Genomic DNA, 24904 nt, shown 5'->3' with positions numbered 1-24904 from the left:
GACTATATCACGCCGGTCGCCGGGCCCGAAGCGCCTGGACGATGGTGCCGTCGTCGAGCCAGTCGAGGTCGCCGCCGACGGGGACGCCTCGGGCGAGCGACGTGATCTCCACTCCGTCACCGGCGATGCGGTCGGCGAGATAGTGGGCAGTGGTCTGGCCGTCGATGGTGGCGGGCAGGGCCAGGACCACCTCGCGGACTTCGCCGCCCTTCACCCGACCGACCAGTTCGGAGGCGCGAAGGGCCTCCGGGCCGATGCCGTCGAGCGCGGACAGGAGGCCGCCCAGCACATGGTATTTGCCCCTGAAGGCGCCGGAGCGCTCCATGGCCCAGAGCGAGCCCGCCTCCTCCACCACGCAGATCAGGGCGTTGTCGCGGTTGGGGTCCGAACAGATTGAGCAGGGATCGCGGGTGTCGGGCGTGCCGCAGACCGAGCAGGACACGACCTTGGCCGCCGTCTCGGCGAGCGACGCCGCCAGGGGTTCCAGCAGTTGTTCGCGCCGCTTGAGAAGGGCCAGCGCCGCGCGCCGGGCCGAGCGCGGCCCCAGCCCCGGCAGCTTGGCCAGGAGCGAAATCAGTCGCTCGATCTCGGGTCCGGCGGAGGCGGCCATTTCAGAGAGGAGAAGGGCTCAGAAGAGTTTCGGCATGCCCGGGATGTTCATTCCCGCCATGGGGCCGGCGGCCTCGCGCATCAGCTCGCCGTTGACGGCGTCCAGCTTGCGCTTGGCGTCGGCGTGGGCGGCGACGATCAGGTCGGCCAGGATCTCGGTGTCGCCGGGGACCATCAAACTGTCGTCGATCTTCACCGAGGTGATCTCGCCGGGGCCTTTCAGGCCGATTGTGACAAGGCCGCCGCCCGAGGTGCCCTCGGCGGTGGTTTCGGCCATCTTGGCCTGGGCGTCCTGCAGCTTCTGCTGCATCGCCTGGGCCTGCTGCATCAGGGCGTTCAAGTCTTTCATGCGGGATAGATAGGCTGACGCGTCGCCGTTTTCCATCCGTCATTCGGGCGCGTGACAGACCGCCTCGATATTGAAGCCGTCCGGATCGAAGACGAAGGCGGCGTAGTAGGTCGGGCCGTAGTCGGGGCGCAGACCCGGCCCGCCGTTGTCCCGGCCGCCTGCCTTCAGCGCCGCCGCATGAAAGGCGTCTACGGCCGCGCGGGTCTCTGCGCGGAAGGCGATATGGTTGCCGAGGCCCGGCGCCTTGTCCTCTGCGATGACGAACTCGGGCGCGTCGATGCCGAACATGACGATGGGATTGGCGCCGGTCTGTTCGGCGGTCAGTTCCTGGATCACGCGGTAGCCGAGGGGGGCCAGAGCGGCCGCGTAGAAGGCGCGGGACGTCTTCAGGTCGCTGACGTCGATACCGATATGGTCGAGCATTGCGGATCTCCTGTCGGGTCCGAAACGCGAAAGCCGGCGGGATCGCTCCCGCCGGCTCCGTGGTCTTCGATCAGGTCGTGTCCTTAGGCGCTCTTCAGGCGCTTCAGGTCCGGCGGTGTCGCCTCGTCGGTCAGGATGCGGATGGCCTCCTCGACCGAGACGACTTCCTGCGCCTGGGAGCCCAGACGGCGGATGGCGACCTCGCCCTTTTCGGCCTCGTTGCGACCGACGACGGCGATGACCGGCACCTTGCCGACCGAGTGTTCGCGCACCTTGTAGCCGACCTTCTCGTTGCGAAGATCGGTCTCGACACGCAGGCCCGCGGCCTTGAACTTGGCGGCGACCTCTTCGGCATAGCCGTCGGCGTCCGAGGTGATGGTCGCGACCACCGCCTGGACTGGCGCCAGCCAGAGCGGGAAGGCCCCGGCGTAGTTCTCGATCATGATGCCGATGAAGCGCTCGAACGAGCCCAGGATCGCCCGGTGCAGCATGACCGGCCGGTGCTTCTGGCCATCCTCGGCGATGTAGGTCGCATCCAGACGTTCCGGCAGGACATAGTCCAGCTGGATCGTGCCGCAGGTCCATTCGCGGCCGATGGCGTCCTTGACGATGAAGTCGAGCTTGGGCGCGTAGAAGGCGCCGTCGCCCTCGGTCACGACCGGCTCGGTCCCGGCGGCGCGGGCCGCCTCGGCCATCAGGTTCTCGGCCTTGTCCCAGAACTCGTCCGATCCGGCGCGGTTCTCGGGGCGGGTGCCCAGGCTGATGTAGGCCGTCTCCATGCCCAGGTCGGCGTGGACGCTGCGGGCCAGTTTGATGAACTCGGCCGTCTCCTCGACGATCTGGTCCTCGCGGCAGAAGATGTGGGCGTCGTCCTGGGTGAAGCCGCGCACCCGCATCAGGCCGTGCAGCGAACCCGACGGCTCATAGCGGTGACAGGCGCCGAACTCGGCCATGCGCAGCGGCAGTTCGCGATAGGACCGCTGGCCCTGGTCGAAGATCTGGACGTGGCCCGGGCAGTTCATCGGCTTGAGGGAGAGTTCCTCACCCTCGACCGTCTCGCAGACGAACATGTTGGGGCGATACTTGTCCCAGTGGCCGCTCTGTTCCCAGAACTTCCGATCCAGAACCTGGGGCGTCTTGACCTCGACATAGCCGGCGGCGTCCAGGCGGCGGCGCATATAGGCCTCCAGCACGCGCCACAGGACCCAGCCCTTGGGGTGCCAGAAGACCATGCCCCGGCCCTCTTCCTGCATGTGGAAGAGCTCCATGGCCTTGCCGACCTTGCGGTGGTCGCGCTTCTCGGCCTCCTCCAGACGCTGGAGGTAGGCGTCGAGGTCCTCCTTGGTCGCCCAGGCCGTGCCGTAGATGCGCTGCAGTTGTTCGCGGTTGCTGTCGCCGCGCCAATAGGCGCCGGCCAGCTTGGTCAGTTTGAACGCCTTGCCCACCGACTTGGTGGAGGGGAAGTGCGGACCCCGGCACAGGTCGATCCACTCGCCCTGTTTGTACAGGGTGATGGTGTCCGTGCCCGGCAGGTCGCGGATCAGCTCGGCCTTGAACTTCTCGCCCCGCGCTTCGAAGAAGGTGATCGCCTCGTCGCGGTCCCAGACCTCGCGCTCGAACTTCGCGTCCCTGTCGACGATCCGGCCCATCTCCTTTTCGATGGCGGCGAAGTCGTCGGTCGAGAAGGGCGTCTCCCGGTAGAAGTCGTAATAGAAGCCGTCGTCGATGGCCGGGCCGATCGTGACCTGGGTGCCGGGGAACAGTTTCTGGACGGCTTCCGCCAGCACATGGGCCGTGTCGTGGCGGATGGTGTAGAGCGCCTCGGGGTCGTCGCGCATGATCAGGCGGAAGGATCCGCCCGTTTCCAGCACGCGGTTCAGGTCGCGCTGCTCGCCGTTCAGTTCGGCCAGCACGGCCTTCTTGGCCAGCGAAGGCGAAATGGCGTGGGCCACGTCGCGGGCGGTGGAACCGGCCGGATACTCGCGCACGGCGCCATCGGGGAATTTCAGTTCGATCATGGAGCTTTGGTCTCGACTGGCGGAACCGGGTCGTATCCCGAACCGCCGAACGGGTGGCATTTACAGAGGCGGCGCACGGTGAGCCATCCCCCTTTGCGCAATCCATGCTGGATCAGGGCGTCCCGGCCATAGTCCGAACAGGTGGGCAGGAACCGGCACGACTGGCCGAAGAAGGGGCTGAGCGTCACCTTGTAGCCCCGATGGGCCGCGCGGACGCCGCGTTCGAAGAGGGTGCTGCCGGGGCTGGCCATGGTGCGGGGCTTATCCCTTGCCGGGGTGGCGAGGGCAACCTGGCCTCAAGTAGCGCGAAGCGCGGTAGGCCAAGAGCTAAAGCGTCAGGCGGCGCCGGCGAGGCTAGTTCGCGAAGTCAGAGCCTGGTTGACCGCATCCAGCGTCGCCTCGATGGCGACCATGGTGGAGGCGTGACGCGCCGGGTAGTCGGCGACCTGTTTCAGGGCGCGCAGACCCTCGAACCGGCCTTCGGGCCCCTCGCCGCCGGACTTGAGCATGGCCAGCATGGCGTCGCGTGCCGATTGAAGCTCTTCGGTCGTCGCGCCGATGACGACCTCTCCGACCACGCCCGCCGCCGCCTGGCCGAGCGCGCAGGCCTTCACGTCCTGGGCGAAATCGGCGACCCGACCCTCGGCGTCCAGAACGACATCGACCGTCGCCTTCGACCCGCACAGTTTCGCGACCCGCTCGCCCGTGCCGTCCGGCGCGGACAGGCGACCCGAGTGCGGCAGGTTGGCCGCCAGCGTCAGGATGCGCGCGCTGTAGAGGTCGTCGATCATGGGACGAAGATAGGAGGTCTCAGGCCGTCGCGAAACCTCTCCCTCCCCCTCGGGGGAGGGTCGTCGCGCAGCGACGGGGTGGGGGCGGCAGGGCGACCAAGCGACAACGCGTCTGTGGGGCCTCGCCTGGCCGCCCCCACCCGCTCTCCGCTTCGCTCCGACCACCCTCCCCGGACGGGGAGGGAGAGGCCCGACCTCACGGCCTCGTCAAGTCCGTTGATTTGCCACCGGAACAATTGCCGGGTTAGCGTTCTCTCCTTCCCCGACGCAAAAGTCTTCAAATCGCCAAGGAATATCCATGCGCCTGACCATGATCGCCGCCGTGTCCGCCGTCGCCCTCGCCGCCGGAGCCGCGCAGGCTTCCGCCGCCGCCCCGCTGACGGCCGTGACCCAGGCGACCCAGTATTCCGACGCCCAGCTTCAGGCCTTCAACACGGCGATGACCGCCGTACGCGCCGCCTCGCCGACCGACGGCACGGCCCCGACCGCCGAGCAGCAGGCCACGATGGCCGCCGCCATCGAGGCCGCCGGGATGGACATCACCTCGTTCAACGCCCTGGCCACCGCCGTCTCGACCGATGAGGTGCTGCAGGCCCGTCTGGCCGTCTTCGCCACGCCGGAATCGCCGGCCGGTTCGGTCGCCGCCTCCGTCACCGACGCCGAGGTGGCCCAGTTCGCCGCCGCCATGACCGCCGTGCGCGCGGCCGCTCCGACCGGCGGCGCGGCCCCGACCGACGAACAGCAGACCGCCATGGCCGCCGCCGTCTCGTCCTCGGGTCTGGCCCTGGACCGTTTCAATGCGATTTCGGGTGCGGTCTCGACCGACGACCGCCTGCGCGCCCGCGTTCAGCTGGCCGACGCCCAGGACTGATCGGTTACTGGCCCTGTAGCGAGGACCAGGTCCGGACGTAGGTCGGAGAGGCGCCGTCGGTCGCCGCCGGCGTCGGACGGACCTGGTTCCTCAGCCATTCCAGATTGCGCTCGGCCGCGTCCGGCGGCAGGTCGCGACGGATGATCTGTTCGGCCTCGCCGATCTTGCCCTGAAGCCCCAGGGCCATGGCGAGGTTCAGCCGCATCTGCATCGAGGCGTTCGGCTGGGCCACCGCCCGGCGCAGCAGGGTCTCGGCGCCCGCCGGATCGCCGCCGGTCATCTGGGCCATGGCGGCGTTGTTCATCACCTCGGCGTTGTCGGGCGAGAGACGCAGCGCCTCGTTCCAGACGGCGCGGGCGTCATCGGGGCGGCGCACCTGCTGATAGGCCACGCCCAGCAGCGACAACGGGCGCCAGTCGTTCGGCGCCAGGGCCTTCGCCTGCTCAAGAGCGGCGATGCCGTAGAAGGCCTGGCCCCGCGCGATATGGGCGCGACCCAGTTCCAGCATGGCGTCGATGTTCTGGGGCTGGAGCACCAGCACCTGCTGGGCGGTCGTGACCGCCTGATCGTGCTGGCCCATCTGGCGCAGCGCCTCGGCCAGCTTCACCCCGGCGACCGGATCGGCCGGATTGATCTCCATCTCGCGGGACCAGAAGACCGAGCGCGCCAGGGGATCGAGGCGGCTGTAGGTCGCGCGCTGCTCGGCCGTGGCCGGGACGCGCGCCTGGTCGGTCTGGGCCAGGGACGGCGTGGCGACGACGACGCCGCCGGCCAGGGTCAGGGCGATCAGGGCGAGCGAGGTCTGGGTCCGGGTGCGCGACATGGATCTGTTCCAACGGATTTTCCGCCCGTCGAGAATCGGCCCTTCGCGTCAAGCATTGGTTAACGTCCGCCGTGCGGACGCAGGGCCTTCAGAACAGGATCCGACGCGCCAGTTCGACCCCCTGCACGACCGCGAGCACGCCGGCGGTGGCGACCACCAGACGATTGTTGCGGTGCAGGAACGCCAGAACTTCGCCAACCAACATGGATCTACCCCTTCTGTTGAGATGACGTCGTGAGGGGCGGCGAAACGTAAGCTTCAGCGCAATTTCTTTTCGTCCGGCGGCTGATTTTCTCACGGCCGCGCATCGGTCTATATCCTGTCCATGTCCGTCGTTTCTCCCGATCCCGTCATCGCCGCCGACAGCCCGGAGGCCGCCGGCGCCGTTCCCATCCGCTTCGTGGGGCCGAACGGCGCGCTGGGCGCCGCCGCCCAGGCCTGGGCCGACCGTCTCGGCTTCAAGGGCAAGGCGGGCGAGGTTCTGATCGTGCCGGGACCTGACGGCGCAATCGACCATGTAGTGGTCGGGGCCGGCAAGACCTTCGACCCGATGTCGGCGCGGGCCCTGTCGGCGAAACTGCCCGCCGGTCTCTATCGGCTGGAGGCGGAGCCCGAGGACGCGAAGACGGCGGCCCTGGCCTTCCTGCTCGGCCGCTATGTCTTCGATCGCTACAAGACCAGGGAGCGGGCCGAGGTTCGTCTGGTCGCGCCGGACGGCTTCGATCTGGAGGAGGCCCTGCGGATCGCCTCGGCCTGCGCCCTCGCCCGCGAGATGGTCGACACCCCGCCCGCCGACATGGGTCCGCTGCAGATGGAGACCATCGGCCGGGAGATCGCCGAGGCCCATGGCGCGGCCTTCTCGGTCGTCGTCGGCGACGCTCTGCTGGAAGAAAACTATCCGGCCATCCACGCCGTGGGTCGCGCCGCCGCGCCGCATCGCGCGCCCCGGATCATCGAGATCGGCTGGAACCTCGACAAGACCGATCGGCCGTTGATCGCCCTGGTCGGCAAGGGGGTGGCCTTCGACACCGGCGGGCTGGACATCAAGTCCGCCGCCGGGATGCGGAACATGAAGAAGGACATGGGCGGCGCGGCTCATGCGCTGGCGCTGGGCCGTCTGGTCATGCAGGCGGACCTGCCGATCCGGCTGGTGGTTCTGGTCGCGGCCGTGGAGAACGCCATTTCCGGCGACGCCTTCCGGCCGGGCGACGTGCTCAACAGCCGCAAGGGCCTGACCATCGAGATCGGCAATACGGATGCCGAAGGCCGGCTGATCCTGTCCGACGCCCTGGCGCGGGCGGGCGAGCATTCGCCGGACCTGACGCTGGACTTCGCCACCCTGACCGGGGCGGCGCGCATCGCCCTGGGGCCCGAACTGCCGCCCCTCTACACCGACGACGAGGCGCTGGCGGCGGACCTCTTGGCGGCGGCGGAGGCGGTGCGCGATCCCCTGTGGCGGATGCCGCTGTGGGCCGGGTATCGCGCCTCGATCGACAGCGACATCGCGGATGTGCGGAACGACTCGGCCGCCTGGGCCCAGGGCGGCTCGATCACGGCGGCCCTGTTCCTGCAGAAGTTCGCGCCGACGACGGGCGCCTGGGCGCATCTGGACGTCTTCGCCTGGAACAGCCGGGGGCGTCCCGGCCATCCCGAGGGCGGCGAGGCCCAGAGCCTGCGCGCCGCCTACGCCATGCTGAAGGCGCGATACGCGGGCTGAAGCCCCCACGCCGGTCGATCGTCGGCGGCGGGCTTCTTCGTGGGTCGGATCGCGGGACGCGCACGCCTCGCACGACCGGCGGTGCGCCGGATCGCCACGGCCAGTCGCTCTGTGAATGCTTTCGCCTGCAGTCGCGCCACACGCAGCCCGTTGGTCGCCATGACGGCTGCAGCGATCAGAAGCGCGTCGATCAGCACGCCGACGTCGAACAGCACCGCCCAGGTCAGGATTTCCGGGGCCATGGCGCCGTACAGGATCGCACCCTCGGCCTCGAACAGGACGATCATCGCCAGACCCGCCGCCGCCAGACCGACGTAGAACAGGGTCCGCCAGACATTCTTGCGGTTCAGCCAGCGCGCGGGCGCCTCGATCAGCCAGCGCCGCATCGACCGGGCGACCGGCGTTTCCGGAAACCCGATCATGACGGCCGCCGCCATCAGCGTCACAACAGCCAGCCCCAACATCCGTCCCTCCGCGATCACGTCGATCTGAACTGGCGATCCGGCGATGTGATTCAAGATGCGGAGAAATTCCGTTCGCCATTAACGGGACTTTCGCCTTCGCCTGTCACAAGGATCGTCTAACCGTCAGGGCCTTCGCTTGACCGATCCGTCGACCGCCTTCGATCCCCGCACCACCCTCGCCCGGCCCGATCTGGCCGCGCAGGCGCTGGAGGGGTGCGTGCGCGCCGAGGCCTTCCGCGCGGTCGAGCCCATGCGTTGCGCCGTCCCGGTCGCCGACATCCATGCCGACGCCGGCAAGGGCTCGGAACGGATCGACCAGCTTCTGCATGGCGAAATCTTCGACGTTCTGGAACAGCGCGGCGGACGCGTCTGGGGTCAGGCGCGGCGCGACGGCACCGTGGGCTGGATGGACGCCGTGGTCCTGGTTGCCCATCGCGGCCTGCCGACCCGCCGGGTCTCCTCGGTGAAATCCGACCTGCCACTGAACGCCCTGACCGACGACGCCTCGGATGCCGAGATCGGCGCCTTCGAGGGCGATCCCGTGACCGTGGCCGAAACCCTTCTGGGCGTGCCGCACGCTCTGGGCGCCCGTTCCTCGGTGGAGACCGACTGCTCGGGTCTGGTGCAACAGGCTCTGTTCGCCTGCGGCCTCGCCGGCCCTCGCCGCTCCCACGAACAGGCCGAACTGGGCGTCGCCGTTTCGCGCGATCAGGCCCGGCGCGGCGACATCGTCGTCTGGCTGAACGACGCCGGTCACAGCTGGACCGGCCACTCGGCCTTCATGCTGGACGAGACCCGCGTGATCCACGCCACCGGCTTCCACGGCGCGGTCACAGTCGAGGCCTTCGCCGAGGCCGATGCCCGCTATCTGGCCGACGGCTTCGAACCCGCCGTCTTCCGCCGCCTCTGAAATCCTGTCTCCTCCCCGTTCGCCGCTTGGCGAATGGGGAGGTGGCGCGGCGCTTCTTCGGCGCCGTGACGGAGGGGGCGAGACGGTGGTCGGAGTGAGGGTTGGCGAGTACTCGCCTGTCGAGACCCGGTCGCCCCCTCCGTCAGCTCGCGAAGAGCTCGCTGCCACCTCCCCATCGCTGCGCGACAGGGAGGAGACGTGCCCCCAAACGAAAACAGGCGGCCCGAAGGCCGCCTGTTCGTCGTCTGATGGTCCGTTCGGCTTAGTGGCCGGCCGGGGCGCTCGTCGCGGCCGGCGGAGCGGCCGGAGGCGTCTGGGTCGGGGCGGCGCCCGTGGCGGCGTCGGCGGGGGCGGCCCCGCCTTCGGCGGCCGGAGCGGCGTCGGTCGGAGCCGCGCCCTCGGCGGGGGCTTCACCCTCGGCCGGAGCGGCGGCGCCCGGCTGACGGGAGGGATCCGGCGCCGGGATCGCATAGCCCGACGAACCCTGGCTGCGCAGGTAGGCGATCAGGTTGATGCGGGTCGGGGTGTCGCGCAGACCCGCGAACGACATCTTGGTGCCCGAGACGTAGCGGTTCGGGGCCGTGATGAAGCGATCCAACTCGTCATAGCCCCAGGTCGGAGCTTCCGACTTGTGCTTGGCCATGGCGTCCGAATAGGCGAAGCCGGCGCGGTGCATGACCGGACCGCCCACGACGCCCCACAGGTTCGGACCGATGCCGTCGGCGCCGCCCTGGGTGATGTTGTGGCAGGCCTGGCAGCGCGCGAAGGCGGCTTCACCGGCGGCCAGGTCGGCGACCGGCAGGACCGTGCCCCAGTCCGGCGGCAGGACAGCCTCGGCGGGACCGCCGGCGGCCTCTTCAGGGGCGTCGACGAAATAGCCCATCTTCTCGGGAGCGTGCGTCGCATAGATGCCGCCCGAGACCTGCTGGACGACCAGGATGACAAACGCCGTCCCCAGGCCAGCACCGAAAATCTTGTTCCACTTCAGATCGCCGCTCATCGCGTCGTCGCATCCCGTCTCTGGAGGCCCGGCATGCTGCAGCAATCCGGGCGAAATCTTGATTGGCGGTCTCTTACACGCTAGCGCCGCCTTCGCAACCGGCCCCGGACCTCAGTTTGAGCGTCCGGGCGTCGCATGACCGAAAGGCCACTGATGACGCCGTTGATACTGATACCCACTCGCATGTCGGCGACCCGTCTTCCGGGTAAACCGCTGGCCGATATCGGCGGCAAACCCATGGTGATCCGGGCCTGGGAGCAGGCCGTCCTGTCGGGCCTTCCGGTCGCGGTGGCGGCGGGCGACCAGGAGATCGTCGATGTGATCCAGGCGGCCGGCGGTCGCGCGGTCCTGACCGATCCGGCGCTTCCGTCGGGGTCGGACCGGGTTCTGGCGGCGCTGGAGACGCTGGATCCCGACGGCGAATATGATTCGGTCATCAATCTGCAGGGCGACATGCCCCTGGCCGATCCCGGCATCGCCACGGCCTGCGCCGCCCTTCTGCACGGCGAGCCCGGCTGCGACATCGCCACCCTGGTCGCGCCGGAAGCCGATGTGTCGGACCGGTCGAATGTCGATGTGGTCAAGGCGGTGCTGGCCCTGGCGGACGGCCACAAGCATGGCCGCGCCCTCTATTTCACCCGCTCGACGCTTTATGGAGATGCGCCGGTGTGGCGGCACATCGGCGTCTACGGCTACCGCCGCGAGGCCCTGAAACGTTTCTGCGCCGCCCCGCCCTCGCCGCTGGAACAGCGCGAGAAGCTGGAACAGCTGCGGGCGCTGGAGCTGGGTTTGTCGATCTGGGCGGCCGTGATCGAGGAGGCGCCGATCTCGGTGGACAATCCGGCGGATCTGGAAGCGGCGAGAAAACTGGCTTGAACCACCAAAAGTTGCGTTAGGATTTCCGCTCATCCCCGCGAAAGCGGGGACCCAGTCCTTTCGCGAGGTAGGCCATGGCCTTCTACACCTACATGGTCGCGACGGCGCGGAACGGCACGATCTACACTGGTTCAACGGACGGGCTCATTCGTCGAACGAGCCAGCATCGCGCGAAAACCTTTGCCGGCTTCACCGCGAAGTACGGATGCGCTGTGCTCGTCTGGTGCGAGCAGCATCCGACCCGGCATGACGCCTTTGTCCGCGAACGCCGGATCAAGAAGTGGAATCGGGTTTGGAAGCTTGAGCTGATTGAGAAGATGAACCCGGGTTGGCGGGACCTGTTCGAAGACCTGTTTTGAGGCTCTCACCGGGTCCCCGCTTCCGCGGGGATGAGCGGAGATTTTGAGAGTCTAGACCTCGAACCCATCCACCCAGGCCCGGATCAGGGTGTGGGCGATGGCGAAGGGCGGCGGGGCCTTCACGGCATGCGCCCCCGCCAGCACGGCCTCGGCCTCCTCGCGGGTGAACCAGCGGACCTCTTCCAGCTCGGTCTGGTCCGGCGTCGCGTCCTCCTCCGACACCTCGGCGATAAGGCCGATCATCAGTTGGGAGGGGAAGGGCCAGGGCTGGCTGGAGTGGTAGCGGACGGCCGTCACGGTCAGGCCCGCCTCCTCCATGATCTCGCGGGCGCAGGCCTCCTCGATGGTCTCGCCGGGTTCGAGGAACCCCGCCAGCGCCGACATCCGCCCCGCCGGCCAGGCCGCCTGACGGCCCAAGAGACACCGCCCTTTGTAGGTCGGCAGCATTATGGTGACCGGGTCGACGCGGGGGAAATGCTCGGCCTTGCAGCTGGGGCAGACCCGCTTCCATCCGCCGGCCGTCGATTTCGTCTCTGTCCCGCAGTTGGCGCAGAAGCCGTGCCGCCGACGCCAGTCGAACAGGGACTTGGCCCCGCCCGCCATGGCCGCATCGGCCGCCGACAGCACCGCTGCCGCCTCGCGCATGCCGGTGAAGACGCCCAGTCCCCGGACCGGTCCCTCGGCCGGATCGACCGATCCCTCCAGCTCGACGGCGAAGACGGGCGCCTCCTTCCAGAGACCCAGGAACAGGTGCTGATCCGGATCGGGCGCCAGGTCCCGCGCATGGCTCAGGTCGATGAAGGTCAGGCGCGGCCCGTCGGGATGATCCTCCAGGAGCGGCTGACCATCCCAGAAGACCAGGGCCAGGGCGTCGGTCCGCTCGACCTGTTCCTCCAGCCACCCCTCGGTGGTCCGAAGCTCGCCGGCGCGGTCCAGCGGATTGCCGGCGAAGGTATTGAGGACGGGGAGAGCCATGGGCCTTCCCTACCCCCGTTCCGCGCCGTTCGGGAGGGGCGCCTTGATATCGCCGCCTGGATTCGCGATATGGGCCTTGGAGATCGCGGGCGAAGGCTTCGCCAACCTGGTCAGGGCCGGAAGGCAGCAGCCACAACGAATTCCCCTTCGGGTCGCGGTCTCCACCTCCTTGCATTTTTAAGTGCGCTACCGCTCGGCTCGCGGAGCCTCGCTGCTTGAGCGCGATCCCCCTTTCTTTCGTCATCCTCCGGCAAGCCGCGCAGCGGCGCAGACCGGTGGACCCAGCGGCGCGCGAGAGCGCGAAACTGCCGCGCACACCGCCGCTCCAAGCATCTTGCCTGAACAGGTCGCCTTCGGCGCCGCTGGGTCCACCGGTCTCGCTGCGCTCGCCGGAGGATGACGAAAGAAGGGGACGAGGAGTCGCGCGCCATAGCTTACTCGCGGTAAGACGGTCCCATGACCGACGTCGACCTTGATTCCGGCGATCCGCCCTGGGCGGAAGACGACGCCCCTGAGCGCGACGAGAACACCGACGACATGTTCGGCGGCCCCGCCCCTGCGCCCGCCGCAGAGGCCAAGCCGGTCGCGAAAGAGCCTGTTCCGGTCTCGACACCCGCGCCCGTCGAAGGCGACGGCGAGGCCTATACCGTCCTGGCCCGCAAATACCGGCCGCGCACCTTCGAGGACCTGATCGGTCAGGAGGCGATGGTGCGCACCCTGACCAACGCCTTCGCCACCGGCCGGATCGCCCACGCCTTCATGCTGACCGGCGTGCGGGGGGTCGGCAAGACGACGACGGCGCGGCTTCTGGCCCGCGCCCTGAACAACGAGACCGACGTCATCGACAAGCCGTCGCTGGAGCTGTCGGCCAACGGGGTCCATGACGCGGCGATCATGGCCGGCCAGCATATGGACGTCATGGAGATGGACGCCGCCTCGCACACCGGCGTCAACGACATCCGCGACATCCTGGAAAGCGTCCGCTACGCGCCGGTCGAGGCCCGCTACAAGGTCTACGTCCTCGACGAAGTCCACATGCTGTCCAACCAGGCCTTCAACGCGCTTCTGAAGACGCTGGAAGAGCCGCCGCCGCACGCGAAGTTCATCTTCGCCACCACCGAGATCCGCAAGGTGCCGGTGACAATCCTGAGCCGCTGTCAGCGGTTCGACCTGCGCCGGGTGGAGCCGGAGATCCTGTCCGAACACCTCGGCCGGATCGCCACGAAGGAAGGGATGCGGGTCGAGGACGATGCGCTCGCCCTCATCGCCCGCGCGGCCGAGGGATCGGTGCGCGACGGCCTGTCGCTGCTTGATCAGGCCCTTGTTCAGGGCGAGCGGGGCGAGCCGGTCGCGACCGACACGGTTCGCGACATGCTGGGTCTGGCGGACCGCAGCCAGACCATCGCCCTGTTCGAACAGGTCATGGCCGGCCGCACGCCCGAGGCCATCGAGACCTTCCGCACCCTGTACGGCTACGGCGCCGACCCGGTGCAGGTGACCAACGACCTTCTGGAACACTGCCACGCCGCCTCGGTGGCCAAGATGCTGGGGCCGAACGCGACGCGGCTGCCGAACGATCAGGCCCAGAGGCTGGCGGCCATGGGCTCGGCGGTCTCGGCCGGAACCCTGTCGCGGACCTGGTCGATGCTGCTGAAGGGGCTGGACGAGGTCCGCCGCGCGCCGAGCCCGGCAGATGCGGTGGAGATGGTCATCGTCCGCCTGGCCTACGCGGCCGACCTGCCTGGGCCGGAAGAGGCGCTGAAGAAGCTGCAGAACGGCGAGCCGCTGGGCGGCGGCGCGGCCCCGCGTGGCGGCGGTGGGGGTGGAGGCGGCGGCGCCTCGGCCCAACTGTCGGTCCGCCCGGCGCCCATCCCGACCCTGCCCAATCCGCAGTCGTTCGAGGAGGTGGTGTCGCTGGTCGGCCAGAAGCGCGAGATCGCGCTGCAGATGGAGATCGAGCGCTATGTCCGCCCCGTCTCCTTCGCGCCGGGTCGCCTGACGTTCGAGCCGGTCGCGGGCATGCCGGTGAACCTGGCGCCCAAGCTGGCTTCGCGCCTCAAGGAATGGACCGGCCGCCAGTGGTTCGTCATCGCCAACGGCGAGGGCGGCGGCGAAACGGTCATCGAGATCAACCGCCGCGAAAAGGCCGAGGAACGGGCGGCGGTCGAGGCCGATTCCTTCGTGAAGGCGGTGCTGGAGGCCTTCCCCGGCGCCGTCGTCGGCGAGATCAAGACCCTGGCCCCGTCGGTGGAGATGCCGGCGATCCCGGACGACGATGGCGAGGACTGACCCCGTTCCTTCTCCCCTTGCGGGAGAAGGTGGCCGAGCGAAGCGAGGTCGGATGAGGGGTACGGGGACACGGCGGAGACGGGTCCTGTGCTCGCTCGGTCATAGTGAGTTTCACCCCTCACCCGACGGCGCGAGGACGATCGCTGTGCTCTCGTGCGCCGCCTCCCCTCCTTGGATCGCATGCGATCCTTCGTCGACCCGCAAGGGGAGAGGGGTTTGTCAGGGTCGCTGCCCGTCGACGTTGCCCGGCGGTGAATAACGGCACGCCAAAATCGAGCGGTCGCCCCGCGTCGCGATGGCGCAGCCGACGTGGGTGGTGCCGCGCCAGATCAGCTGGGTGTAGTGGCCCACCGCGACCCAGTCGCCGGTGCGGCTGACGTTCGGGAAGACGCCGGGGCGATAGAGATGGCGCTCGGCGATCCAGCCGCCGACCATGTCCTCGGGCGTGAAGACGCGACCGCCCCAGCCCATCCAGAGGTTCTCGCCGTGGCCGTGCGGACGCGGGTCGTGGGCGAAGCGATCGGTGGCGATCAGCTCCTCGACCCAGTCGCGCGCCTCGGCTTCCAGATTGTCGCTCCAGATCAGGGGCCCGACGTTGGAGGCCGCCCGTTCGCGGTTATGGGCGATCAGGACGCGGGCCTCGATCTCGTTGGACGGGCGGCTGTCGTCGGCCGGGACGATGGCGCGCAGGGTGCGGGCCTGTTCCGAGGCGGGCTCGAACCAGACATGGTCGTCCGTCGGCTCGGCCTGGACGGAGGACTGGGCCCGGGCGGAGACCGGCATTGTGATCACGGCCACGATTGCGGCGAGGAGGCAGCGGGTGTTCATCGGCGATCAAAATCCCACGCGATGGGGGCTGTTCCAAGGCGCGACAACTCTTATCTTGACGTTGACGTAAACGTCGGCTTTAGACGCTTCACCTTTACATCCGTCCTCCGTCCCTCAAGCAGCGAGGCGCCGCGCGCCGAGCGATAGGGACAAGAAAGGGAATGACCCCATGACCGAGGCCTATATCTACGACGCCGTGCGGACGCCGCGCGGCAAGGGCAAGAAGGACGGCTCCCTGCACGAGATCACCGCCCTGTCGCTGGCCACCCAGGTGCTGGAAGCCCTGCGGGACCGGAACGGGCTGGACACCTCCAAGGTGGACGACGTCATCCTGGGCTGCGTTTCGCCGGTGGGCGAGCAGGGCTCGGACATCGCCCGCACCGCCGTCTTGAACGCCGGCTGGGCCCAGACGACGGCGGGCGTGCAGATCAACCGCTTCTGCGCCTCGGGCCTGGAAGCCGTGAACATGGCGGCGGCCAAGGTGAAGTCCGGCGAGGCCGATTTCGCCGTCGGCGGCGGCATCGAGGCCATGAGCCGGGTGCCCATGGGTTCGGACGGCGGCGCCTGGCCGGTCGATCCGAACTCGGCCTTCCCGACCTATTTCGTGCCCCAGGGCGTCTCGGCCGACATGATCGCCTCCAAATGGGGCTTCAGCCGCGACGATGTGGACGCCTATTCGGTCGAGAGCCACAAGCGGTCGGCGAAGAGCTGGGCCGAGGGCCGGTTCAAGAACTCGATCGTGCCGGTCAAGGACCAGCTGGGCCTGATCCGTTTGGACCATGACGAGACCATCCGTCCGAACACGGACATGCAGACCCTCGGCGCCCTGAACCCGTCCTTCGCCATGATGGGCGAGATGGCCTTCGACGCCGTGATCAACCAGCGCTACCCCGAGGTCGAGCGCGTCAACCACGTCCACACCCCCGGCAACTCGTCCGGCATCGTCGACGGTTCGGCCGGCGTCCTGATCGGCTCGCTGGAAGCCGGCAAGGCCCTGGGCCTTAAGCCGCGCGCCCGCATCAAGGGCGCCGCCTCGATCGGGTCGGAGCCCTCCATCATGCTGACCGGGCCGGAGTTCGTGGCCAACAAGCTCTTGGGCAAGCTGGGCATGTCCAGGTCGGACATCGACCTGTGGGAGCTGAACGAGGCCTTCGCCGCCGTCGTCCTGCGCTTCATGCAGGCGCTCGACATCCCGCACGACCAGATCAACGTCTGCGGCGGCGCCATCGCCATGGGCCACCCGCTGGGCGCCACCGGGGCCATGATCACCGGCGTCGTGCTGGACGAGCTGGAGCGGTCCAACAAGGAAACCGCCCTCATCACCCTGTGCATCGGCGGCGGCATGGGCACCGCCACCGTCATCGAACGCGTCTGACTTCATCGAGCGCATCAGCGCTCAGCAAAGGGGTTCATCACGGCGGGCACGACGAGTTCACAGCGATCACAGCGCGCACCGTCTCGCCGTGTCCGCCGTGCCTCCGCCGTGTTCGCGGTGATGAACCATCATCGGTCGGCCCAAGCGCCGACGCATCAGAATGAAGGGCCTTCGGCCAATGGAAAACTTCAAGATCGACGTCGATGCTGATGGCGTCGCTACGATTGTATTCGACGTGCCGGGCCGTTCGATGAACACCCTGACCGGCAAGGTCATGGACGAGATGCCGGCCCTGGTCGAACGCATCAAGACCGACGACGCCATCAAGGGCGCGGTCATCACCTCGGGCAAGGCTTCGGGCTTCTGCGCCGGCGCCGACCTCGGCGACATGGCGGCAGGGCTCCTGTCCGGTTCGGGCGATCTGCAGAAGGCGTTCGACGCCGGCTGGAAGATGAACGGCTCGCTGCGCGCCCTGGAAACCTGCGGCAAGCCGGTGGCGGCTGCCATCAACGGCCTGGCCCTGGGCGGCGGTCTGGAACTGACCCTGGCCTGCCATTACCGCGTGGCCGGCGACAGCCCGAAGATCCAGCTGGGCCTGCCTGAGATCAAGGTCGGCCTCTTCCCCGGCGGCGGCGGCACCCAGCGTCTGCCGCGCCTGATCGGCGTGCAGGCGGCCATGATGGCCATGACCGAGGGCAAGTCCTTCCGTCCGAACGACGCCAAGGGCGCGGGCTTCATCCATGAGGTCGTCCCGGCCGGCACCGAGGTCGAGGCCGCCAAGGCCTGGATCAAGGGCGGCGGCAAGGCCCAGCAGCCCTGGGACGACAAGGGCTTCAAACAGCCCGGCGGCGGCCCCTACCACCCGGTGGGCGTGCAGAACTTCATCGTCGGCAACGCGATGATCCGTAAACAGACCTACGGCAACTATCCGGCCGCGACCAACCTGATGAAGGCCGTCTACGAAGGCCTGCAGGTGCCGATGGACGCGGCCCTGCGCATCGAGACCCGCTATTTCATCAAGACCCTGATGACCCCGCAAGCCCAAGGCATGATCCGGTCGCTGTTCCTGTCGAAACAGGAGCTGGACAAGGGCGCCGTGCGCCCGGCCAACGTGCCGCCTTCGGACGCGAAGAAGGTCACCGTCATCGGCGCCGGCATGATGGGCGCGGGCATCGCTTACGTTCAGGCGCTCGCCGGCATCCAGACCATCCTGATCGACCGCGATCAGGAGAGCGCCGACAAGGGCAAGGCCCACGTCGAGGAACTGCTGAAGAAGCGCCTGTCGCGCGGTCAGCTGACGCAGGACAAGTATGACGCCCTGCTGGCCTCGGTCGTCGCCACCACCGACTACGACCAGATCAAGGGGTCGGACCTGGTCATCGAGGCCGTGTTCGAGAACCGCGAGATCAAGGCCGACGTCACCAAGCGCGCCGAGGCCCAGCTGGAGAAGGGCGCCGTGTTCGGCTCCAACACCTCGACCCTGCCGATCACCGGCCTGGCCGAGGCCTCGGTCCGTCCCGAGGACTTCATCGGCATCCACTTCTTCTCGCCCGTCGACAAGATGATGCTGGTCGAGATCATCATGGGCGAGAAGACCTCGCCCGAGGCCCTGGCCAAGTCGCTGGACTACGTCCTGAAGATCAAGAAGACCCCGATCGTCGTCAACGACGGTCGCGGCTTCTACACCTCGCGCTGCTTCGGCACCTATGTGGCCGAAGGTCTGGCCATGCTGGAGGAAGGCTACGCCCCGGCCTTGATCGACAACATCGGTCGCGCCACCGGCATGCCGCGCGGCCCGCTGGAGATGCACGACGACGTCGCGCTGGACCTGTCGGTCAAGGTGTCGAAACAGACGGCCATCGACCTGGGCGACAAGTACGTCCCGCTGCCGGGTTCGGAGATCGTCCGCGTCATGGTCGAGGACCTGGGTCGCTACGGTCGCAAGAACGGCAAGGGCTTCTACGACTACGAGACCAAGCCCAAGACCCTGTGGAAGGGCCTGTCGGACCTGGCGCCGGTCAAGATCAACGACTCGACGCCGGAACTGGTCGAGGACCAGAAGCGCCGCCTCCTCTACCGCCAGGCGGTGGAAGTAGCGAAATGCTGGGCCGAGGGCGTCATCGACGACCCGCGCGAGGCCGATGTCGGCGCCATCCTGGCCTGGGGTTTCGCGCCCTGGACCGGCGGCCCGATCACCTACATCGACCAGATCGGCCTGAAGGCCTTCGTCGAACAGGCGGACAGGTACGCCGCCCAATACGGCGAGCGCTTCCAAGTCCCGCAGATGCTGCGCGACATGGCCGCCAAGGGCGAGACCTTCTACGGCAAGTTCGCGGGAGCCAAGGCCGCGGCCTAGCATCGACGTCTCCTCCCCGTTCGCCGCTTGGCGAATGGGGAGGTGGCGGCGAGCCCTTCGCGAGACGACGGAGGGGTTCTGGGGCGCACGAAGACCCCCTCCGTCTCTCCGCTTCGCTCCGAGCCACCTCCCCATCGCTTCGCGACAGGGAGGAGACGGACGCGTTCTAGAGCGTATCCAGCGGCTGAGCCGCTGTCGGCGGGGGGAAGGCGCGGTCCAGAACCTCGATGTCTTCGGCGTCCAGTTCGATCTCCAGGGCCGCCGCATTGGCCTCGACGTGGGCGACGCTGGAGGCCTTGGGAATGGCGATCAGCCCGTCCTGACGCAGCACGGCCGCCAGTGCGATCTGGGCCGGGGTCGCATCGTGCCGGTCGGCCACGGCCAGCAGCGCCGGATGGTCCAGCAGTCCGCCGCGCCCCAAGGGCGAATAGGCCATCATCGGCTGCAGATGCTCCTGCTGCCAGGACAGGAGGTCGAACTCCACGCCGCGCGAGCCCAGGTGATAGAGGACCTGGTTGGCGGCGCACTGCTCCCCTCCCTCGATCTCGTTCAGCCGGTTCATGGCGCGCGTGTCGAAGTTGGAGACGCCCCAGCGAGCGATCATCCCCTCGTCGATCAGTTCCTCGAAGCCGGCGACGATCTCCTCCAGCGGGAACCGGCTTTCCCAGTGCAGCAGATAGAGGTCGATCCGGTCGACGCCGAGCCGCTCCAGCGACTTCTCGGCATGCAGCATCATGGTCATCTCGCCCGCGTGTTCGGGCAGGATCTTGGAGACCAGAAAGACCTCGTCGCGGCGACCCTGGATGACTTCGCCGACCAACCGCTCGGACTTGCCGTTGCCGTACATCTCGGCCGTGTCGATCAGGGTCAGGCCCAGGTCCAGGCCGCGCGACAGAGCCTGTTGCTCGGCATCGCGGGTCCTGGGATCGTCGCCGATCATCCAGGTCCCTTGGCCGAGGACCGGAACGATCGTACCGTCGGAAAAGCTGGTCATGCGGGTCATGGCGACATCAATGCACGACGCGGCGTTCGGCTTCAAAGGCCCCGTTCGGAGACCTCGCCCATGCAGACCCGGATCGTGAAGACCGACGGCCTGAACCAGCAGATTCTCGAGGCCGGAGACGGTCCTCTGGTTCTCCTGATCCACGGCTTTCCTGAGCTCGGCATAAGCTGGCGGGCGCAGGTGAAGGCGCTCTCCGAGGCCGGCTATCACGCCGTCGCTCCGGACATGCGCGGCTATGGCGGGACCGACAAGCCGGCCGAGACCGAGGCCTATTCCATTCTCGATCTGGTCGGCGACATGGTCGATCTGGTCCGGGCGCTGGGGGAGACGACCTGCACCGTCGTCGGTCACGACTGGGGCGCCCCGGTCGCCTGGCACTGCGCCCTGATGCGGCCGGACCTGTTCACCGCCGTCGCAGGCCTGTCGGTGCCGTTCCAGCCGCGCCGCCCGGGCGGCAAACCCACCCCGATCATGGCGGTGATGTCGAAACGCGCGGGCCTGGGCGAGCTCTACATCAACCAGTTTCAGGACCCGGAGCATCACCGGATCTTCGAGGCGGATGTGGCGGGCGGATTGCGAAAGGGCTTCTACGCCTATGACGGCGCGACCCCGCCCGAGCGCCAGTCGACCGGCTTCATTGCGCCCGGCCACAACTTCCTGTCCGAGGTTTCCGAGGACGCGACCCTGCCGCCGTGGATGAGCGAGATGCATCATGCGGAATACGTCGCCGCCTTCACCGCCGGGGGCTTCAAGGGGCCGCTGGATTGGTATCGCAACATCGACCGCAACTGGGCCCTGACCGCCTTCCTGCAGGATGCGAAGATACGGCAGCCGTCGATGTTCGTCGTCGGCGAGCGCGATCCCGTCCGCCACTACGCCGGTCAGCACGAGGCGACGCTGAAGGACTGGCTGACCGATCTACGGTCCCAGACCGTCCTGCCCGGCGCGGGCCACTGGCTGCAGCAGGAGCGGCCGGATGGGGTCAATGCGGCCCTGATCGGCTTCCTCAGCGACATCAGGGCCTGATACCCGGGGTTGTCCCGCCCCCTCCCGGTCTGGTCTAGTCCCCGGGTAAACCGGGGAGGACATCATGATCGAAGTCGTGGCGACGGCCGCCGTCCAGCAACAGGCCGAGGCCGCCGATCTGGTCGGTCGCTGGGAGGGCGCGCTGAGGGTCGGCGAGGTCGCCCTGCCGTTGGTGGTTCGTGTGTCGGAGGGGGCGAACGGTCTGGTCGCCGTCATGGACAGCCCGGCCCAGGGTGCGCGCGACATTCCCATCGCGGACCTGACGCGGTCTGCCGAGACGGTACGGTTCGCCGCGCCCTCCATCGGCGGACGGTTCGAAGGCGCGCGATCAGCGGACGGCTCGACCCTGACCGGCAGTTGGGGGCAAGGCGGCTCCGGCCTGCCGCTGATCCTGACCCGGAACGCCGCCACCATCGAGGTCGTCATCCCGGCCGCGCCCGAACGGCCCCAGACGCCGGTCCCGCCGTTTCCCTATGTCGCTCAGGACGTGACTTTCGCGAACACTGACGCGGGCATCACCCTGGCAGGCACCCTGACGATGCCGGAGGGCGCCGGCCCCTTCCCCGCCGTGGTCCTGCTGACCGGATCGGGCGCCCAGGACCGGGACGAGACCATTCTGGGGCACAAGCCCTTCGCCGTCTGGGCCGACGCCCTGACGCGGCGAGGCGTCGCCGTCCTGCGCTACGACGACCGGGGCGTCGGCGGGTCCGGCGGCGGGTCGATGGACGAGACCACCGCCGACTTCGCCACGGACGCACGGGCGGCCATGGACTATCTGCGGACGCGGCCGGAGATCGACGCGGGCCGGATCGGGCTGATGGGCCACAGCGAAGGTGGTACGGCAGCGTTGATCGCCACCTCGCAAGGCGCCTCCGCCGCCTTCGTCGTCATGATCGCCGGCCCCTCGGTGTCCGGAGCCGAAATCCTGATCGAACAGTCCAAGCAGATGCTCCTAGCTGCGGGCGTCACGGAGGCTCAGGCCGCAACCGCCGAAGCCGCGCAGGCGCGTTTCATGCTGGCCGTACTGAACAACAAGGACGACGGCCCGGCTGTGTCGGCGGCGGTCGAGGCTCTGGCGCTCGAGCTGGGCCAGTCCGCAGAAAGGGCGTCCAGCGCCGCTCAGGTCATGGGTTCGGGCTGGTACCGCTACGTCGTCGCCTATGATCCGGCCGCCGCGATCCGGACGCTCAATGTCCCCCTGTTCGCCCTTTACGGCGACCGCGATCGCAACGTCCCGGCCGCGCAGAACGCACCGCATCTGGAGACGTTGAAGCCGGATGCGACCGTCGTCGTCCTGCCGGGCCTGAACCATCTGATGCAAAACGCCGAGACCGGTCTGCCGAACGAGTATTCGACGCTCACTGAGACCCTTGCGCCCGAGGCCATCTCGGCGGTGACGGACTGGGTGGTGCGAGTGACGGGCGCACGCTGACGGTGTCCCTCGCCGACTACTTCGTTGCGCAGGCCCGATCCGCCCTGAAGGTTGGACGGAACTGACCACCCGTAAACCCGCGCGGCACGGGGTAAGGCTCCGCTGCCTTGAGAGCCGTCAGCGCCGAGGCGGCGACGGTGCGATAGGCGTCCGTGTCTTCCGGAGCGACGAGTGTCGGTTCGCTCACCAAACGGCCCCACGCATCAAGTTGCACGTCGAACGTAACCTGAGTTGTCGCAAAGCCGGGTTCATCGCATTGCAATTCCCAGTGCGGATAAACCGCGCTGAAAGCCGTGCCGGCCTGCGAGGCAGTGAGGCCCGCGCCATCACCGGGCGCGCCAGCGCACGACGCCAAGACCAGCGTGACCGCCAGAACTGAGAGAACCTTCATCTTGGAGTCTAGACCGGGTGCGTCGGTTCGGGCTTGGGAGGCAGGGGCTCCGAACGGGTCGTGACGGCCGCGTCTTCCGGTAGGGGGATGAACTCCAGATCGTCCTCGTCCGGCAGCTTCATCCGACCGGCTTTCCAGTCGGCCTTGGCCTGATCCAGACGCGCCTGTGACGAGGCGACGAAATTCCACCAGATCAGACGCTGGCCGATCGGTTCGCCGCCCAGGGCCATGACGGTGGCGTCGGTCAGGGATTTCACGGTCGGCTCGGCGTGGGGCTGCAGCACGATCATCTGGCCTTCGTGGAAGGTGCGGTCGCCGACCTCGATCTGGCCCTTGGCGACATAGAGGGCGCGTTCGGACATGCCGCCGGCGCCCTTGCCCGGAGGCGGCGCCGTGCGCACCCCCTCCTTCAGTTCCCAGTGTACGTAGAAGAGGGGCGAGGAGGTCTTCACATTGGCCTTGGCGCCATAGGCTTCGCCCGCCACCAGACGCGCGAACAGGCCGCCGTTCTCATAGGCCGGCAGGGCGTCCTCGCCGTAGTGCTGGAAGGACGGATCGATCTCTTCCGCCTCGTCCGGCAGGGCGATCCAGGCCTGCATGCCGTTCATCGGACCGCCCTGCGCCTTCTTCAGCGGGTCGGTGCGTTCGGAATGGGTGATGCCCTTGCCGGCGGTCATCCAGTTGACCTCGCCCGGACGGATGGCCTGGGTGTAGCCCAGGCTGTCGCGGTGCATGATCTCGCCCTCGAACAGATAGGTCAGGGTCGAAAGGCCGATGTGCGGGTGGGGGCGGACGTTGATCGCCTCCGAGCCCGGCGCGAATTCGGCCGGGCCCATGTGGTCCAGGAAGATGAAGGGTCCGACCATGCGGCGCGAATGGAACGGCAGGATGCGGCCGACCTCGAACCCGCCGAGATCCTTCTTCCGCGCGTCGATCACCAGTTCGATCATGGTCCGTCCCTCCAAGGCGAAGCGCCAACATCGCCTTGGAGGGGTCGAGATGCAACGACCGCGGTTACAGTGTCACCCGAAGTGACGCGGTGATGCGACGTGGGGCGCCGGGGAAGACCCAGAGCGGACTGTAGGAGCTGGCGGCGTACCGCTCGTCGAACAGGTTGTCGGCCTCGATCCGGGCGGTGACCTGGGACGTCAGGCCGTATTCCAACGCCGCCCTGGCCTTCCAGTAGTCGGGTAGGCGAAGACCCGAGGCGTCGATGGCCCCGGCTCGCTCGCCGACATAGGCCGCGCCCGCCGTCACCGACCACTCCGTGCCATGCGAGGTCGGGAAGCGACCGACGGCGTAGAGGGATCCGGAATGCTCCGGCACGTCCAGCACCGCCTTGGTGGCGAAGGACGCGTCGTGGGTTTCCGCATCCGTCCAGCCGATACTCGCCCGTGACCTGATGCCGCTCGTTCCTGAACCGGGTCACCCCGTCGCCGGGCTCGCCGTAGTAGTTCGACACCGGCAGGGCCAGTGCGTCGCCGTCGATCGCCGGCAGGCCCCGGTCGAACAGGGTGCTCAGCACCGTGAACTCCCCGACATAGGTCAGGCGCAGATCGTCGTTGGGTCGCCAGGTCAGGGACGGGGCGACGGACGACCGCTCCGTGCCGACATGGTCGCGCCAGCCGTCGCTGGTCTCGCCCGCCACGACCAGACGGGCGGCCAGGCTGTCCGACAGGGGGCCGGTGAAATCCAGCTCGCCGCGTTGCAGGCCGTAGGAGCCGACGGCGGCCGTCATCTCGGCGGCGGGGACGAAGCGCGGGGTCTTGGACACCATGTTGATGCGACCGGCCGGGTCGATGTCGCCGAACAGGGCGCCGGCGCCCAGGGTCGCGTCGCGCGGCGCCTCCCGACGGCCCAGGACGACGATCTCGTCCAGACGATCCACCTGGGGCGGGGCCACGGCCGATTCGGTCGTGGAAGGCGGCAGACCCGTGAGCAGGCACAGGGCCGCACAGCTGGTGAGGAACGGCACGAAAGGCTCCGATGTGATGTTATATCATATCGGTCAATCGGCAT

The 24904-nt window shown here is 68.3% G+C and carries 25 protein-coding genes and 1 other RNA gene; 11 read left to right on the top strand and 15 right to left on the bottom strand.

Translation table 11 applies throughout. The features are described 5' to 3' along the window. Positions 1–7: 7 nt before the first annotated feature. The 6 genes from recR to ACETK8_RS03630 form a co-directional block, all read right to left on the bottom strand. Positions 8–610 (bottom strand): recombination mediator RecR, encoded by a 603-nt coding sequence (gene recR / locus ACETK8_RS03655; protein WP_374038165.1) that lies wholly within the window; start codon positions 608–610, stop codon positions 8–10. A gap of 18 nt (positions 611–628) precedes the next feature. After that, complete coding sequence (locus ACETK8_RS03650) at positions 629–958, bottom strand: YbaB/EbfC family nucleoid-associated protein (RefSeq protein WP_374038164.1); 330 nt, start codon at positions 956–958, stop codon at positions 629–631. A 39-nt stretch (positions 959–997) separates the two neighbouring features. Then, entirely contained in the window at positions 998–1381 is a 384-nt protein-coding gene (locus tag ACETK8_RS03645) for a VOC family protein (RefSeq protein WP_374038163.1), read from the bottom strand. Positions 1382–1464: 83 nt separating this feature from the next. Continuing rightward, a complete protein-coding gene (gene thrS, locus ACETK8_RS03640; protein WP_374038162.1) occupies positions 1465–3399 on the bottom strand; it encodes a threonine--tRNA ligase in 1935 nt (644 codons plus the stop codon). Then, a complete protein-coding gene (gene yidD / locus ACETK8_RS03635; RefSeq protein ID WP_374038161.1) occupies positions 3396–3650 on the bottom strand; it encodes a membrane protein insertion efficiency factor YidD in 255 nt (84 codons plus the stop codon). Before yidD ends, thrS begins: the two co-directional genes overlap by 4 nt. An 84-nt stretch (positions 3651–3734) precedes the next feature. After that, complete coding sequence (locus ACETK8_RS03630) at positions 3735–4190, bottom strand: iron-sulfur cluster assembly scaffold protein (RefSeq protein ID WP_374038160.1); 456 nt, start codon at positions 4188–4190, stop codon at positions 3735–3737. Between the two features lie 298 nt (positions 4191–4488). Here ACETK8_RS03630 and ACETK8_RS03625 point away from each other — a divergent pair, with 298 nt between their 5' ends. After that, complete coding sequence (locus ACETK8_RS03625) at positions 4489–5061, top strand: hypothetical protein (protein ID WP_374038159.1); 573 nt, start codon at positions 4489–4491, stop codon at positions 5059–5061. A 4-nt stretch (positions 5062–5065) separates the two neighbouring features. On the opposite strand, the gene ACETK8_RS03620 is transcribed toward ACETK8_RS03625, so the two are convergent. After that, a complete protein-coding gene (locus ACETK8_RS03620) occupies positions 5066–5884 on the bottom strand; it encodes a tetratricopeptide repeat protein (protein ID WP_374038158.1) in 819 nt (272 codons plus the stop codon). Between the two features lie 325 nt (positions 5885–6209). On the opposite strand from ACETK8_RS03620, the gene ACETK8_RS03615 reads away from it, so the two are divergent. Beyond that, positions 6210–7601, top strand: a complete 1392-nt coding sequence (locus ACETK8_RS03615) for a leucyl aminopeptidase family protein (protein WP_374038157.1) — start codon at positions 6210–6212, stop codon at positions 7599–7601. On the opposite strand, the gene ACETK8_RS03610 is transcribed toward ACETK8_RS03615, so the two are convergent. After that, positions 7568–8065: a hypothetical protein gene (locus tag ACETK8_RS03610; RefSeq protein ID WP_374038156.1), complete on the bottom strand. Its 498-nt coding sequence runs from the start codon at positions 8063–8065 to the stop codon at positions 7568–7570. The two genes, ACETK8_RS03615 and ACETK8_RS03610, sit on opposite strands and share 34 nt — an antisense overlap. A gap of 136 nt (positions 8066–8201) precedes the next feature. On the opposite strand from ACETK8_RS03610, the gene ACETK8_RS03605 reads away from it, so the two are divergent. Then, positions 8202–8975 (top strand): NlpC/P60 family protein, encoded by a 774-nt coding sequence (locus ACETK8_RS03605; RefSeq protein WP_374038155.1) that lies wholly within the window; start codon positions 8202–8204, stop codon positions 8973–8975. Positions 8976–9237: 262 nt separating this feature from the next. Here ACETK8_RS03605 and ACETK8_RS03600 read toward each other — a convergent pair whose 3' ends face one another. Next, a complete protein-coding gene (locus ACETK8_RS03600; RefSeq protein WP_374038154.1) occupies positions 9238–9975 on the bottom strand; it encodes a c-type cytochrome in 738 nt (245 codons plus the stop codon). 153 nt (positions 9976–10128) lie between these two features. On the opposite strand from ACETK8_RS03600, the gene ACETK8_RS03595 reads away from it, so the two are divergent. Together ACETK8_RS03595 and ACETK8_RS03590 are read left to right on the top strand one after the other, a co-directional pair. Continuing rightward, positions 10129–10851: a 3-deoxy-manno-octulosonate cytidylyltransferase gene (locus ACETK8_RS03595; protein ID WP_374038153.1), complete on the top strand. Its 723-nt coding sequence runs from the start codon at positions 10129–10131 to the stop codon at positions 10849–10851. Between the two features lie 74 nt (positions 10852–10925). After that, positions 10926–11210 carry a GIY-YIG nuclease family protein gene (locus tag ACETK8_RS03590; protein WP_374038152.1) on the top strand — a complete coding sequence of 95 codons (285 nt, stop codon included), beginning with the start codon at positions 10926–10928 and terminating at the stop codon, positions 11208–11210. 51 nt (positions 11211–11261) lie between these two features. Here the strand turns inward: ACETK8_RS03590 and nudC are convergent, their stop codons facing one another. Beyond that, positions 11262–12185 (bottom strand): NAD(+) diphosphatase, encoded by a 924-nt coding sequence (gene nudC / locus ACETK8_RS03585; RefSeq protein WP_374038151.1) that lies wholly within the window; start codon positions 12183–12185, stop codon positions 11262–11264. Between the two features lie 74 nt (positions 12186–12259). Here nudC and ffs point away from each other — a divergent pair. Both ffs and ACETK8_RS03575 read left to right on the top strand, forming a co-directional pair. Continuing rightward, positions 12260–12355, top strand: an RNA gene (gene ffs, locus ACETK8_RS03580) — signal recognition particle sRNA small type. A gap of 286 nt (positions 12356–12641) precedes the next feature. Then, entirely contained in the window at positions 12642–14474 is a 1833-nt protein-coding gene (locus ACETK8_RS03575; protein ID WP_374038150.1) for a DNA polymerase III subunit gamma/tau, read from the top strand. A 219-nt stretch (positions 14475–14693) separates the two neighbouring features. Here ACETK8_RS03575 and ACETK8_RS03570 read toward each other — a convergent pair whose 3' ends face one another. Beyond that, on the bottom strand, positions 14694–15302 hold the full coding sequence (locus ACETK8_RS03570; protein ID WP_374038149.1) for a CAP domain-containing protein: 609 nt from the start codon (positions 15300–15302) through the stop codon (positions 14694–14696). Between the two features lie 169 nt (positions 15303–15471). Between ACETK8_RS03570 and ACETK8_RS03565 the strand changes: the two genes are divergently transcribed. Beyond that, complete coding sequence (locus tag ACETK8_RS03565; RefSeq protein ID WP_374038148.1) at positions 15472–16677, top strand: acetyl-CoA C-acetyltransferase; 1206 nt, start codon at positions 15472–15474, stop codon at positions 16675–16677. Between the two features lie 178 nt (positions 16678–16855). Next, positions 16856–19033, top strand: coding sequence for a 3-hydroxyacyl-CoA dehydrogenase NAD-binding domain-containing protein (locus ACETK8_RS03560; RefSeq protein WP_374038147.1), 2178 nt, complete (start codon positions 16856–16858; stop codon positions 19031–19033). Between the two features lie 166 nt (positions 19034–19199). Here ACETK8_RS03560 and ACETK8_RS03555 read toward each other — a convergent pair whose 3' ends face one another. Then, positions 19200–20036, bottom strand: coding sequence for an aldo/keto reductase (locus tag ACETK8_RS03555; RefSeq protein ID WP_374038146.1), 837 nt, complete (start codon positions 20034–20036; stop codon positions 19200–19202). Positions 20037–20096: 60 nt separating this feature from the next. Between ACETK8_RS03555 and ACETK8_RS03550 the strand changes: the two genes are divergently transcribed. Further along, entirely contained in the window at positions 20097–21062 is a 966-nt protein-coding gene (locus ACETK8_RS03550; protein ID WP_374038145.1) for an alpha/beta fold hydrolase, read from the top strand. A gap of 64 nt (positions 21063–21126) precedes the next feature. Further along, entirely contained in the window at positions 21127–22494 is a 1368-nt protein-coding gene (locus tag ACETK8_RS03545; RefSeq protein WP_374038144.1) for an alpha/beta hydrolase family protein, read from the top strand. 16 nt (positions 22495–22510) lie between these two features. On the opposite strand, the gene ACETK8_RS03540 is transcribed toward ACETK8_RS03545, so the two are convergent. From ACETK8_RS03540 to ACETK8_RS03530, 3 genes are read right to left on the bottom strand one after another with little or no spacing between them, the layout of a single operon-like run. Further along, on the bottom strand, positions 22511–22885 hold the full coding sequence (locus tag ACETK8_RS03540) for a hypothetical protein (RefSeq protein ID WP_374038143.1): 375 nt from the start codon (positions 22883–22885) through the stop codon (positions 22511–22513). Between the two features lie 8 nt (positions 22886–22893). Further along, positions 22894–23835, bottom strand: coding sequence for a pirin family protein (locus ACETK8_RS03535; RefSeq protein WP_374038142.1), 942 nt, complete (start codon positions 23833–23835; stop codon positions 22894–22896). Next, entirely contained in the window at positions 23832–24860 is a 1029-nt protein-coding gene (locus tag ACETK8_RS03530) for a hypothetical protein (RefSeq protein WP_374038141.1), read from the bottom strand. Before ACETK8_RS03530 ends, ACETK8_RS03535 begins: the two co-directional genes overlap by 4 nt. Positions 24861–24904 lie beyond the last annotated feature (44 nt).

Origin of the sequence: Brevundimonas staleyi (assembly GCF_041893865.1) — a bacterium.
Classification (GTDB): domain Bacteria; phylum Pseudomonadota; class Alphaproteobacteria; order Caulobacterales; family Caulobacteraceae; genus Brevundimonas; species Brevundimonas staleyi.
Note: the sequence above shows the minus strand (reverse complement) of the source record. Positions and strands in the feature narration are given on the sequence as shown.